The 13,008-nt window shown below is 69.8% G+C and carries 14 protein-coding genes; 2 read left to right on the top strand and 12 right to left on the bottom strand.

Annotated elements, in window-relative coordinates; genetic code table 11:
- Positions 1-495: 495 nt before the first annotated feature.
- The 11 genes from ACWEPX_RS22695 to ACWEPX_RS22645 all read right to left on the bottom strand — a co-directional run bounded on the left by ACWEPX_RS22695 (position 496) and on the right by ACWEPX_RS22645 (position 10,551).
- Positions 496-3,372 (bottom strand): BTAD domain-containing putative transcriptional regulator, encoded by a 2,877-nt coding sequence (locus ACWEPX_RS22695; protein ID WP_451899214.1) that lies wholly within the window; start codon positions 3,370-3,372, stop codon positions 496-498.
- A 155-nt stretch (positions 3,373-3,527) separates the two neighbouring features.
- Positions 3,528-3,944, bottom strand: a complete 417-nt coding sequence (locus ACWEPX_RS22690; protein WP_451899213.1) for a hypothetical protein — start codon at positions 3,942-3,944, stop codon at positions 3,528-3,530.
- Positions 3,945-3,988: 44 nt separating this feature from the next.
- Positions 3,989-4,378: a pilus assembly protein TadG-related protein gene (locus ACWEPX_RS22685; protein ID WP_451899212.1), complete on the bottom strand. Its 390-nt coding sequence runs from the start codon at positions 4,376-4,378 to the stop codon at positions 3,989-3,991.
- 83 nt (positions 4,379-4,461) lie between these two features.
- The gene (locus ACWEPX_RS22680; RefSeq protein ID WP_451899211.1) at positions 4,462-4,869 is read right to left on the bottom strand and encodes a pilus assembly protein TadE; all 408 of its coding nucleotides are present in this window, start codon (positions 4,867-4,869) and stop codon (positions 4,462-4,464) included.
- 138 nt (positions 4,870-5,007) lie between these two features.
- Positions 5,008-5,391 carry a TadE/TadG family type IV pilus assembly protein gene (locus ACWEPX_RS22675; protein ID WP_451899244.1) on the bottom strand — a complete coding sequence of 128 codons (384 nt, stop codon included), beginning with the start codon at positions 5,389-5,391 and terminating at the stop codon, positions 5,008-5,010.
- Positions 5,392-5,462: 71 nt separating this feature from the next.
- On the bottom strand, positions 5,463-5,651 hold the full coding sequence (locus ACWEPX_RS22670; RefSeq protein ID WP_451899210.1) for a hypothetical protein: 189 nt from the start codon (positions 5,649-5,651) through the stop codon (positions 5,463-5,465).
- Positions 5,652-5,692: 41 nt separating this feature from the next.
- Complete coding sequence (locus tag ACWEPX_RS22665; RefSeq protein WP_451899209.1) at positions 5,693-6,586, bottom strand: type II secretion system F family protein; 894 nt, start codon at positions 6,584-6,586, stop codon at positions 5,693-5,695.
- Positions 6,583-7,326: a type II secretion system F family protein gene (locus tag ACWEPX_RS22660; RefSeq protein ID WP_451899208.1), complete on the bottom strand. Its 744-nt coding sequence runs from the start codon at positions 7,324-7,326 to the stop codon at positions 6,583-6,585. Before ACWEPX_RS22660 ends, ACWEPX_RS22665 begins: the two co-directional genes overlap by 4 nt.
- 176 nt (positions 7,327-7,502) lie before the next feature.
- Positions 7,503-8,960, bottom strand: a complete 1,458-nt coding sequence (locus ACWEPX_RS22655) for a CpaF family protein (RefSeq protein WP_451899243.1) — start codon at positions 8,958-8,960, stop codon at positions 7,503-7,505.
- Positions 8,957-9,850, bottom strand: a complete 894-nt coding sequence (locus tag ACWEPX_RS22650; protein WP_451899207.1) for a chromosome partitioning protein — start codon at positions 9,848-9,850, stop codon at positions 8,957-8,959. Before ACWEPX_RS22650 ends, ACWEPX_RS22655 begins: the two co-directional genes overlap by 4 nt.
- Positions 9,850-10,551 (bottom strand): SAF domain-containing protein, encoded by a 702-nt coding sequence (locus ACWEPX_RS22645; protein WP_451899206.1) that lies wholly within the window; start codon positions 10,549-10,551, stop codon positions 9,850-9,852. Before ACWEPX_RS22645 ends, ACWEPX_RS22650 begins: the two co-directional genes overlap by 1 nt.
- Positions 10,552-10,865: 314 nt before the next feature.
- Here ACWEPX_RS22645 and ACWEPX_RS22640 point away from each other — a divergent pair, with 314 nt between their 5' ends.
- A complete protein-coding gene (locus ACWEPX_RS22640; protein WP_451899205.1) occupies positions 10,866-11,030 on the top strand; it encodes a hypothetical protein in 165 nt (54 codons plus the stop codon).
- 418 nt (positions 11,031-11,448) lie between these two features.
- Here the strand turns inward: ACWEPX_RS22640 and ACWEPX_RS22635 are convergent, their stop codons facing one another.
- A complete protein-coding gene (locus tag ACWEPX_RS22635) occupies positions 11,449-11,913 on the bottom strand; it encodes a hypothetical protein (RefSeq protein ID WP_451899204.1) in 465 nt (154 codons plus the stop codon).
- Positions 11,914-12,454: 541 nt separating this feature from the next.
- Here ACWEPX_RS22635 and ACWEPX_RS22630 point away from each other — a divergent pair.
- Entirely contained in the window at positions 12,455-12,961 is a 507-nt protein-coding gene (locus ACWEPX_RS22630; RefSeq protein ID WP_451899203.1) for a prepilin peptidase, read from the top strand.
- Positions 12,962-13,008 lie beyond the last annotated feature (47 nt).

Below are 13,008 nucleotides of genomic sequence, written 5' to 3'. Positions count from 1 at the left end.
GAGGAGCGGCTGGTGGTCTGCCCAGCCCTCAATCAGGGGCCTTGCGCCGAGGGAGCTGGCCCAACCAGGCCCCCGATGTCTTCACCGGCTTGAGGCCAAGCGAGTCTGGGACACCAGCGGATCCCTCCACGACCACCCCAAGCAGCGCCTTCACCGATCGGCGGGGATGGCGCTCTAACCGGATCCCCAATCTGATCCCCCATGTGACCCCCCGTATGAGCCCCCAACGGAAGGGGGCCGTACGCGCAGTCGATCTCCTCATCTGCTCCCCCGAAAGATCGTGCAAGGCCGTCGAACCGCCCGAGCGAAAGCCGCGGGCTCCGGTCAGCGGCACGCACCCGCCCCCTGAGGCTCCCGCACAGAGTCTTCTACGGCAAATCTCGCACTCCATTGACAAGAACTGGCTGAACAATCGCATCGACCTGCACAGTAGCATTGACCACAGGAATGCCTCCGTCGACATCGCGGCACCTGGTCTTTTCGGGTTGTTGTGCTTCATGCCGATTCTTCGCTGGTGGCATGTCGATGGCGTAGGCGCTCGGCCAGGTCGATGGCCTGACGGGAGGGGTGGTCGTCGACTTCGGCCAGTCGGGCGGTCAGCAGGGCGAGAGTGCGGGGGATGGCGTCGAGCTGGCCGAGGCGTTCCTGGAGTCGCATGATGTCGCGGTACACGGCCTCGTTGTGCGGGTCGAACGCGCGGGCGATCTCCAGCAGATCCAGCGTCTGCTGTGGATCATGGTCCACCAGGGCGCGGGCGAGCGCAGCCACGGCGTCGAGGGCGTCGCGGCGGACGGACTCGCGGGCGGTCTCGATCCACTCGGTGCTCAATCCGTCGGCCAAGGGGCCGGTGTAGCTGTCGACGACCCGCCGATACGCGGAGATCCGTTCGGCGTCGGTGGCTGCGAACCGGCGGTCGGTCATTGCCGCGGCGAAGCGGTGGAAGTCGACCTCCACCAGCTCGGGGTCCAGTCGGTAGCGGCCCTCGCCAATCACCACGAGGTCCGCCGCAGCGCCGTCTGTTGCCGCGGCAAGTGCGCGGCGCAGGCGGCTGAGGGTGGTGTTCAGTGCGTTGGTGATGCGTTCTGGTGGTCTGGTGGGCCAGAGCGCGGCGGTGAGCGCCTCGCGGCTGGCACCGTCGGGGTGCAACGCCAGGAACACCACCAGTTCGCGTAGGCGAGGCTGGAGCATCGCGGTCACCTCGCGGTCGACGCCTTCGTTGAGCCCGCTCGACTCCAGACACCACCACATCCGCGGCGGTCCCAGCACCCGGATCCGCAACCGTCCTGGCCCGGAGGGGTCGCGAGGTTCGTTGTCGGGGGTAGCAGCTGAGCTTGCGCGGGGTCGGGTTCGGGTTCGCCCCGTGCGGGGTTCGCTGTGCGTGCGGACGGCTCGTTCGGCAGGCAACCGCAGGTCGCGCGACGTTCCGGTTGCTGGGGTGCACTCAGTGTTCGCCAGGTCGCAGCTGCTTCGCCGATCGCCATCGCGGGCGGCGGCCAGCAGCTCCAGATCAACGAAGCCGGACGATTCCCTGGCTGGTGGTTCGGGGGCGGCGTGTTCGCCGCGTTCCGGCTCGATCTCGTCGCTCGGGAGGTGGCGCAGCATCGCAGAGGTGCGGGAACACGGTGCGGCCGTGGCATTCGGGTCAGCGCGGTGCAGCAACATCAGCAGATCGGCGAGGTGGTCCTCGCCCACGCTGAACACCCGCGTGCCGCGCAGTTGCTCGCCATGGCCCGGGCTGGTGGCAGAGATGGTGCCGTCACCGCGTACGTAGGCAGTTACGCCCGCGGCCCACTGGCCCAACAACAGTCCGACCACGCCGACCGGCGCCCCGTTGTCCAACATCGCCTGTAGGCGCCGCGACCGCCAAGCGGGCGTGGGAGCAACCAGCACCAGCGGCCCGCGCGAGTTGTCGGCAAGCGGGAGTTCGCCGAGGCGAACCAGGGTCTCGGCCTCCACGGCATCCAGGGCTGCGTCGAGATCGGCCGCAACCTGCAGGCCAGCCGGAAGCGGCCGTTCTGGACGCCGGCCCAGCAGCACGGCGAGGGCCTCCGCCACCACGATCACCTTGCCCGCGCCCTCCCCCATCGTCAGCGCGGTCACGAGCAGCGCCCGCACCGCACCGGCGGCCCCCGCGCCGAGCACACCCAGCCCCCTCGTCCCGGCCACGTCCAAGGCCATCTCGCGGCCGTCGCGCACCCCGATCGGCAGGATCGAGGCACGACTTCGGGGGGTGCCGTCGTGACCGAGCACCACCGACGTGGTCGGTACCCGCCGCAGTCGCTCGTCCGGCTGACCGAGCTCCACCCGCTCCTCGCCATCGACGTCTGGTTCCCTGTCGTCAGGGTCGGTGCGCAGGTGCGCCAGCCGCAGCTGATAGACCACAGGGGCGACCGGTAGATCGTCCCGCTCCCCGCTGCCCGGCCGGTAGCGGCGCCTGTCCCGGCGACGCACCACGGTCAAGGCAGCGCTGACCGCCGCGGCCAGGCCGAGACCGACGAACAGCTCCCCACCCCAGCTGAACGCGACCTCGGGAGTGGCCGCGCTCGGTGCCGGGTCGTCCGGCGGGTGGATGGGATGGGGATCCTGCGCGGGCGCGGGCACCTGGGACGGGGTAGTCGGCGCCATCGTCGGGCCACCAGGTGGCGGCGCGGCGATGGACGGGGGCGGTGTCACAGGCTCGGCCGGCAGCCGAGCAGGAGGCGTCCCACGCACGACCGCATCCTCGGGAAGGGCCATCACCTCACCGGGAAACACCAGGTCGGGATTGGTGAATGCACCGCCACCCGGTCGCGACTTGCCCTGATTGAGTCGATAGATCTCCGACCACCGACGACCATCGCCCAGAGTGCGCTCAGCCATCCGCCACAACGAGTCGTACACCCCTGTCCGCGAGTCAAACGGACGCACCACTGCCGACTTCGCGGGGGCAGCCCGCTCGACCAGGACAACGGGTACAGACCGGCGGACCTCGGTACCCGCCTGCTCGGTTTGGCTCCCCGTGGACGTGGCCGCCGCGAAGTTGCCCGGTCCGACCGCAGGTAGAGGCGGATGAGCCAGGCCGGCGCGCTGCCCCGAAACGGAGATCAGGACCGCGCCGACGAGCACCGCCGCAACCCGACGCACAGGCCCAGCCACCGACAGATCGGGCAGTCGAGCGTCATGAGCGACCTCCACCGCGCAGCGAGCGACATCGAGAGCGAAGAAGGCCCAGACGAGCCAGGTCAGGCAGGCGAGAAAGTCCATCAGGAAGGTCGTGGTCAGCGGACCGAGCACGACCGCCTCGACTTCGGTCCAGGAGGGCACGTGGTCCGGTAGAGGCCAGCCGACGACATGCGCCAACGCCCACGGCAGCCCGCCCAGCAGCGCGACCAAGAGAGCGGAAGCCAGCGACCCACGCACCAACCTCCCGAGCAATCCGAGCACCCGAGCGGCGCTCTGCCCCGAGCGGACTCGCTTTCGCGGCGACCAACGCGGCGAGTCAGAGCCGTTGCGGACCGCACCGCGGGTAGCACCCGAGGTGGGCATGGTCAGCTCGCATGGGCGACGGGCGGCACGGACTTGTCCCTCCGGACGGTTGTCGAACCCTCACCGGAGATGGGACGCTCGGACAGCGATGACGTCGGTCCGGAGTGGAAGCGGGCTCCACCCGACGCACCGGTCGCGGTCTTCTTGCGCTTGCCACGGCCGGGCTGGCGCCCCGCGGTCCACTCGGTGAGGTCGGATGATTTGAGGTCGGTGAAGGCGGCCAACTCCTCGACGCCGATGACGTCCTGGGCGTCGGCCACCACGTCGGCGAGCTCGCGGTCGACCTCCGCAAGTTGGGCGACGATCGCGGCTCGACGCCTAGCGAGCTCGCCGACCCGCTGGGCAGCCGCGGCCCTGCGAGCGCTGCGGACGCTGTCGGCCTCCTCGACCCGTTGGCGGATCTCCTCTGGCGTTGCCATGCTGCTGCCTCCTTCTCCATGTCACGGTCACGGCGGGGATGCGGTCATGGGTCGATCGCGATCACCCCGCGCTGCGGGTGCGCAGTGCCCTGCCCATGCACCTGGAACGAGCCGATGCCGACCAGCCCGAGCAGCTGGGTGGTGTGCGTGGCGGTCACGGTGACCGTGACGGTGTCGCCAGAGACGGTCACCGTGCCGAAGGCGCCTTCGGCGGCCAGGTGCGCCTGGGCATTGGCGACCGCCTGGGCAGGTACAAGCTGCAGGGTGCCGTTGCCGCGGTAGATGGTGAGGTCGAGGGCTTGGGCGCCGGCGCGGGCTGCGGCCTCGGCCTGGCCGTTGGCCCGCACCTTGGCGGCCAGTGCGAGGCCACCGTCGAGGGCCAGGCCGGCCACAGCCAGGATGGCGACGGTCAGCACCAGGACGAACGCGGTCACCCGCCCCTCGTCCGCACTCCACCAGCATCGATGTGTGCGCCACCAGGTCGACCACCAGTTGCGCCGCGGGTGGCGGTCTCCGGTCATGGCTGGCCCCCGGTGCTCGAGGTCGAGCGCCAGAGGTCTACGGGTTCCACTGAGGTGGCCGACAGGTCCTTGACGCCGGGCACGCCGAGGATGAGCGCGTCGCCGAAGTCGACGGCACAGGACACGGTAACGCTGACGGTAGCGCCGGGACGCAGGCCGCCGGTCGACGTGCTCACCGACAACGACGCGCACACCACTCCCGCCGAGGACAACGCGCTCGCGGCGGTCGCCTCGGCCGCTGCGACCGCGGCCGTCGGGGTGCGTTCCATGCTGGCGGCGCGAGCCGCTTGGTGGGCGGCGTCGTCGATGCGGATCCGCGCGTCCACCCCTCGGTGGATTACCACGCCGACGAACACCAACAGCATGATCAGGAACGGCGCGGCGACGGTGACCTCCGCGGCCACCGAACCGTCATCGGCACGCCACCAGGCCGACCACCCCCGCCGACCGGGGCGCACGCGGCCGTGACGCCGTTCGGGGGACGTAACGGACGCGAGGGATGGCGTCGTCCGCGAAGGCATCGTCTGCGGTGCCATCGCGAATCACCCGCTCACCAGGTCGGGAACGAAGCGTTCGACGGGCCCACCGGCCTCGGCGTGCACAGGCAGGCGCAAGAACGGCACAACCGAGGTCGCGGTCCCGCTGACCCGAACCCAAGCCGATGCCGCTGTCCGCCCGGAGGTGACGGCGGAGGCGGTGAGCGGGCCGCTGGCGAGCTGGTCGAGCAGTTGCTGCGCGGTGGATGTGCCATCGGCGGCGGTCCCGGTCTGGGACCGCGCGGCCGCGAGGCCCTGTGAAGCGGCGGCTTGGGCGATGTGGGTGGCGTGCGACCAGAGCGCGAACTGCACGATGGCCAGCAGCATCAGCAGCAGCAGCGGGGTCGCGATGACCAGCTCCGCGCTGACCGCGCCACGATCACCACTCAGCGCTCGGCGAACTCGACTCCATCGGGCGCGGGTTCTTGGTGACCACTTGCTGCGCCTCTGGCCCATCGGGACTACATGGTGATGCCGTTGGCCTTCTCGGTGACTTTCGCGACGATGATCGCGATCACCGCGAGAGCGGCTACCACGAGCAGCGCGGTCACCAGGACGGTTTCGGTCGAGTACCCGGCCTCCGGCTGGCGCCGCAGTTCCTCCCACCGTGCTCGTACCACTGTCCACAACGCCTCCACCTGTGTGCGCATGATTCCTCTTTCGTTGTCACGTTCAGTTGTCCGCGCGGTCGTCATAGTCCGATGAGGACTTGGGTGAGCGCGGGGTAGGCGATGAAGGCGAGGAACCCGAGAAACAACGCCATCACCGGCATGCTCATGCGCTCGGTGGCGGCCTGGGCGTCGCCTTCTGCTTCCGTGATGTGGTGAGTCCGCAGCGCTGCGGCCTTGGCGGCAAGGGAGATGCGGACCTTGGCGCCCTCGGTGCCCGCCAGGCTGATCGAGGCGGACAACTCGGCGAGCTCGGTCACGTCCAGTTCCTCGCCGAGCCGGCGCAGCGTGGCCCATGGGGTGGTGCGGGTGAGGCGGGCGGTGTCCAGGGCGCGGCGGATCTGCTCGAACGCCCACCCTCGCCCGATGGTGGCCGAGTCGCCCAGGGCGCTGTCGATCCCGGCTCCCCCGGCCAGGGTGATCCACACCAGGTCCAGGTAGGCCGAGAGCGCGTGGCGGAACCCGGCGCGCAGCTTCGCGGCCTCTGAGCGTACCTGCAGATCCGGCACCACGAATCCCACGGCCGACAGGACGATGCCAGCGATGATCGGGAACTCGAAGCCCGGGCCGAGTCCGGCCACGGTGAGGACCACGGTCAGCAGGGCGGGCAGCAACAGCCCGGCGACGGCGAGCGCGGCCTTCTCCGCCAAGTGGATCGAGATCGAGCGACCGATGACCGCCAGGTCCTTGGCCATGCGTGGGCCGGGGAGTCCGAGCGCGCTCAAGGGGGTGACGGCGGGGCGGCCGAGGCGTGCGGCCCAGCCGGTGTCGTCGGTGACGAGGATGGGCGCTGAATCGGGTGGGGCGCTGGCGTGGGCCAAGACCTTGCCGAGTGCCGGTCGTGGCGGGAACAGGTAGACCGCCAGGGCCCACAGGCCGATCCCGGATCCGATGCCCAGGGCGATGTAGGCGATCATGCTGTTTGCTCCTGCCTCGCGGTGACGAGGTCCGCTGCCGGCCTGGTCACCTGGTCCTGGTAGGCGGTGGAGAGGAAGCGGTTGGGCTGGGCGATGCGGGCGGTGCGGTGGAGCCAGGCGAACCCGCCGGCGAAGAGGGCTCCGATGCCCAGAAGCACGATCTGACCGGCGGCGCTGTCGTAGGCATCCATGTAGTCGCGGTTGAGCAGCACAACAGCGACGGCGAAGGTCAGGGTGGTGCCGACGATGACGCGCACCGAGGTACGGGTGCGGGCCCGTCCGGCCTCCACCCGCATCCGCATCGAGGCTTGCCCGCGCGCGGCATCGGCCAGCGACCCAAGCAGGTCGGCGAGCTGGCGGGTCTGCTGTTCGGCAGCCAGCAGCAGAGCGGCGATCACCAGGTCGCCCACCGGGTCGTCCAGGCGCTCACCCAGGCGACGCAGGGCGGGTGCGAGCCGGTCGCCGTTCGCGATCCCGGCAGCGAGCTCACCGACCTCGCCGCGGATGGCCGTCGGCGCCAGCGGCGCCGTGGCGAGGACAGCCTGCTCGAGCCCCGCCGCGGCTGAGAGGGTGTCGCGGAGCATCTCGGTCCAGGTGGCGACGGCCTCGATCCGCGCGACTCGACGGGCGTGCTCGGGGTCGCGGCCCAGCACCCGCGGAAGCGCCCAGACGGCGAGCCCGGCCAGCACGGCGCCGACGACCCAGCCGGTGAGCAGACCGGTCGCCACCCCGGCGGTCACGGCGAGGGCGATCCGCAGGCCGCGGTGCTGGTCGACGGTCCGGGCTGCGCGGGTCCGGGTGCGGTGCGGACGCCGGGGGCCCGTTCCGCGCCAGCCGAGGACCACCAGCAGCAGGCCGAGCCCCGTGCCGACACCGAGCAGCGCTGCGACGGCCGTGGTGGGGCTGAGGGTGACGTTCACGGACCCCACCAGCCCTCGGGGTTCTCCAGCACGCCGGGGTCGAAGCCGGCGTCGGCCAGGTCGTCGAGGGTGTCGCTGCGAAGCGCGCCGGCCACGGGGCGGGCTCGGCGGTCGGGACCGGGGCGGTAAACCTCGTTGGAGATCACCTGCGGGCCGTCGGCGCCGACGACCTCGCGGATGGAGGACACGACACGGGTGCGTCGGTCCTCGGCGCGGGCCAGGTGCACCACGAAGTGCACAGCGGAGGCGACGAGCAGGTTGGTGGCCTCCAACGGCAGCCGTTCGGCCCCCTGGGCGGCGTAGGAGGCCAGCCGGGTGAACGCGATCCGGGAGCTTGAGGCGTGCAGGGTGGCCATCGAGCCGTCGTTGCCCTGGGACATGGCATTGCACATCGGGATGACCTCGGGACCGCGGATCTCACCGACGATCACCCGATCCGGCGACATGCGCAGTCCCCATCGGACGAGTTCGGCCTGGCTGATCGCGCCTTCGCCTTCGACGTTGGCTTCGCGGGCCTGAAAGGCGGTCACGTCGGCGTGGACGTCCGGGTCGTGGTCCAAGCCGAGTTCGAAGGCGTCCTCGATAGTGACGATGCGCTCCAGCGGGTCCATCTCACTCGCTAGCGCCCGCAGCAGGGTGGTCTTTCCCGCGCCGGTGCCGCCGGTGATCAGGATGTTCTTGCGGGCGTTGACCAGCGCCCGCAGGAACGCCTCCAAGCCGGGGTCCAGGGTGCCTCGGCGGCGCAGCTCCGGGAGGGTGACGGTGAGGTAGCCGTGACGGCGGATCGACAGTGCCGTCACCCCGCCCGCGGTCAACCCCATCACGGCGAACAACCGCTCCCCGCCGGGGAGTTGGAGGTTGACCGCCGGGGCCCCCTGGTCGAACCGCCGCTCCTGGCTGCTCGCGCGGGCGGCGAGCAACCGGACCAGGTCGGTCAGCTCCTCGTTCGAGCTCGCGATCGGGGAGGCCGGGGCGCGGCGGCCGTCGTTGTACTGGACGAAGACCTGGTCGTAGCGATTGACGTTGATCGTTTCCACGGTCGGGTCGTCCAGTAGCGGCTGGAGCCCGGCCATGCCAAACAGCTCGTTGACGACCTCCCCGACGACCAGCTGCTCAACCTCCTGGGGCAGCAGTTGCCGACCCGCGGCCAGCTCATTCTCGGTGTGCTCGCGCAGCGCCTCGTCAAGGACGCCGCGCGCCAGCTCGCGGCGAGCCTCGCGGGTGGCGGTCATCCCGGTGCGGTCCCGCTGATCGGCAACCCGCTGCGGAAGCTCCGCGTTCACCCGTTCCCGCAGGTACTGGCGCAGCTCGGACTTGGCTACCACTACATGCGGGTGGTACCCGCGGGTACCCCCCACATGTAGTGGGTTGGAAGGCACCCTTGATGTTCTTGCTCTTTGCGGCTCGATCGAGTGGGTCATCGGTTCCACATCGCGGTTGCTCAGGTGAGTCATGACGCCTGCCCTTCGTGCCGGTCGCGGAGATCGGTCGCAGGGGTTGGTGCGACGCGCACGCTGTTTGACGAGACCGTGCAAGCCAGCGCACCTGGAACCGGGCCCGGGACCTGCGTCAACGGCTCAGCGGGCCACTGAGTTCGGCTGACTGATGTGCGCTCGCGGGTGGCGAGTTCGATGGCGACCCGATGGGCGAAGCGGCCGAGCGCCGAACGCGCGGGGTCGCTGCGCCCCCAGCGCAGCTTGTTGGGCCGCCCGCACAGCACAGCCGCGCCGCTCGGATCGTCGGGCACTCGTCCCAGCGGCGGCACACCCAGTTCGCGGGCGACCTCGGCGGTGGAGTAGCCCTCCCCCACCAGCAGCAGCACCGGGTTCGGACTCCAGCGGCCGACGGTGGGCAGCTGGCGGGGAAGGTGCGCGAGGTCGTCGGCGTGCGCTCGCGAGAGCAGCACGACCGCGTCGGAGGCGCGCACGATCGGCAGCGCGGGCGAGCCGGGATCCACGCGCCCGCAGTCGACGATGACCACCGTGCCCGGCTGGTTGGCCGTCGCGCGCAGCACACCGATCCCGCTGGTCGGAACCGGCGCAAAGGCGGACAGCGCCGCGCGGGCCTGGTCTGCATCAGGCGGGGCAGCGATCACCGGCAGGCCGCCGGGAAGCTGCTGGGAGTGCCGCCACACCAGGTCGTATTCACCGCCGCGGCGCGCCGCAGCGGCCAGGCTCACCAAACCAGGCGTCGAGGGAAGGGAGAAGCGCACGGCCAGGTCACCCCCAGACGGGTCGGCCTCCGCGACCAGGGCACGGGCAGGAGCGAGCCAGCGGGCGGCCAAAGCCACAGCGAACGTCGTCACGCCCGGCGAACCCTTCAATGACAGAACCGAGACCAACATCAGCGGCCCCCTGCGGAAAGCATCACGATCGACAGCTGCCCGGTGGGCACCGCAGCGACCTGGCGAGCGGCGACCTCGGTCAACTGCACCGAGACCACCATCGCCTGCTCATTGGGCGAAGCGGTCACGCTGGTCACCACAGCGGGCCAGACGGGGGCGACGTCGGCGGTCGGACCGGTCGCCGCGCCCGTCTGCCCCGGCACCAACACCACCGACACCCGCGCACCTGCAGCCACCTCGGTCGGAAACTGGCCCGGCTTGAGCGCGAGCGCGGCCAAGGCTTGGCCGTCCGGAACGGCGGCGGCGCCGACCGAGTCCGGCGTGAGCAGCGCGCCAGCTGACAGACTGCTGGACATCGGCCTGCCCAGTATCCTGCCCGCTTGATAGGCACTGACCAGGGCCACACCGGAGTCGGCCGCGATGTTGACCTGTCGCAGATCCTGCATGGCGAGGACGTGGCCGACCGACACGTCGCGGGCCAGCGCGAGAACTGTCTGTCGATCGCTGGAGTTGCGTGAGATCAGAACGAACGCACCCACGCAGGCGAGTACCAGAAGGACGCCGAGCAGCAGGTAGGGCAGGCTGCGCCGTCGGGTGTGGATGCGAAGGCGGGAGGTCGTCGGCCTCTTGCCATCGCCCAGCCAGGATCCGTCTGCCGGCCTGGCTGGACGATCAGGCCGAGTCGTCGTGTTGGTGGTCATGCGGTACCTCCAGAAGGCATGGGGGTAGTGCGCCGCGTGTCGACGAAGGTGAACGCGCGGGAAGGCTTCCGATGAGTCCTTGTTAGCCGCGGGTGGTGTTCAACCCGTGTGACTCGGCGACACGGAGCCGGACGGTGCTCGTCGTCGCCATTTCCGGGAAGGTCCCGGCTGCGCCTGCGCCAGCCCAGGCCACCGTCCAGTGCACGGTGGCGGTCACCTTGAAGGCCGTCCCCGGCTGGCTTGCTGAGGACCGGCGGTAGACATGCCCGCAGTCAGGCGAGGCAGCTTCAGGTTCAGTGGTCTCGGTGTAGGGCGTGCCCGCCCCGGTGCATGTGACGTTCGTGCCGTCGCCCATCGACCAGGTGACCGAAGTCGGCGTAGCGGTGGCGGTCACCGACACTCCCGGAACGGAGGCGGTAGCCGTGACCGTTCGCCAGCCGCCCTCCAACCACATCCACGTCGGCAAGTTGACCAACTGATCCCGGAGCGGACTCGTGGAGATGGCCGGGAACGGCAACGCCAAACGACGTCGTGCTGCGGCCGCGACCTCAGCTGGTGAGAACACGATGCCCGGGGCGTTGAGGGACCCTGTCGCGACGTTCGTGCCGCCGCAGATGAAGTCCCGCCATGCTTGTTGATCTGCAGGATCAGCCAGCCCCTGGGGAATCACCGGTTCGCACGCTTCTGGCTGACCCGCGGACTGGCCTTGGGGTTTCTCCCCCGGCACTTGGACCGGACGGTTCGGCTGGTTCCCCGTCGCCCCGGTTCCCACTTCCAGGTCACAGGCAGGTTGGCCGCTTTGTCCACAAGTGACCTCCCCAAACCAATCGTCCGCACGCGCGGGCAACGGGGCCGCGATGAGCAGGGCGGCGAACACACCGATAGTCCTCGACTTTCCTACGGGCATGATCCGATCTCCTGGACGATGAAGCGGCTAACCTTCCACTCGCCGCCAGCTGACAAGATCACCTCGGCGGTGATGGATCGACGGCCGCCTGGGGTTTCGTCGGCCAGCTGGCCGTTGTCGGCGCGGAACTTGAGCCATCCCGTGCTGTCCGCACAGTCGACGACGACCGCGGTAGTTTCCGTGGCGGCCTGGTCGGGGGACAGTTTGGCTGTGTGGGTTGGTTGCCCCTTGGCCACAAGTCCCTTGTCGTGGTCGTTGCGAAGCGCGTCGGTGATGGCCGCGAGCGCAGTGCCGCTCGCGTGGTCGTCGAGCTGAGGTCCGCGCCAGTCCGAGGTGGCGGACGCCGCAGCGACATCGCGCCACATCGCCAGGTACGCCTCGACCGCAGGGTGCGCCGCCGCGGCTGGCGGCGGCGCTGCAGTAGACGAAGAACCGGGCTCCGTCTCCTGGCTCACGTCACAGCTCGTCACTCCGAGCATAGTTACCGCAATAACCAGCGGCAGGCCCGGTCGACTGCTCCCAAAATGCTGTCATCCTCGCCTCATCTCGCTCGCTGTCATTCGAGTAGATGCTCCTCTGGGCAGGAAGCACTTCGCGAGGAACACCGAGCGGCAGTACCCGAATGCGCTACAACGATGCGGTCGAGCACGTCCTACCGTGCAGGCGAAGGCTCGGGGATGCGCGGGCTTGTTCTCCATCTGCCCTGTTTACAGCTGCCGTGCCGACTAACCGCAACACGCGGAAGTTCCTACTTTGAGGTTCGATTGGTTCTCACGCCGCAGCATCCACCCGTTCGCATCCGCCCGTTGGGGCGGTTTGCACCAGCGGAGCCAGACTCGTTCCTGGCCACAACCTGATCCGGGGAGGAGCAGTCGCATGAACACGGCACCAGGTTTCGTTGCTTTGTGGGCACTTCTCGGCGTCGTTCTAGGCGTCGGCTTCGGGACCCACGTGGTCAGGCGGTCCTCGACGTCACCCATCTGCAGGTGGGAAGGTGTGGCGCTGGCAGCGTCGACCGCGCTGGGCTTCGCGGGCATGGCTTGGAGGTTTGATCTCGGCGTCGACCTGATCGTCTACAGCTACCTGGCGGCGGTTGCGGTGCCACTGGCTGCCATCGATCTGGCTGAGCAGAGGCTTCCGAACACCCTGGTGGCACCCAGTTATGCCGTGACCGGGGGGCTGATGGTGCTATCGGGTCATGGCGGCTGGCACCTCCTTCGGGCCGCCGCTGGTATGGCCGTGGTCGGGTTGTTCCTACTCGTCCTCGCGCTCTTGTCGGGCGGGCTCGGAGCCGGTGATGTGAAGCTCGGCGGGCTACTCGGGATGGCCACGGGATGGATCGGCTGGACAACGCTGCTCGCCGGGGTCCTGCTTGGCTGGTTCCTGGCATTGCTCGTCCTGCTGCCCCCTTGCCGGTGCCCCCTGGCGCGGGCTGCGCCAATCCCGCTAGGACCGCCACTCCTACTGGGGGCTTTCCTGGCTCTCGCCGCTCCGACGGGTTGACCGTCGAACTAGAGGTTCTCCTCACTCTTTCGGGGGAAAGGCTCCCG

The organism is Actinokineospora sp. NPDC004072 (assembly GCF_053604195.1).
Note: the sequence above shows the minus strand (reverse complement) of the source record. Positions and strands in the feature narration are given on the sequence as shown.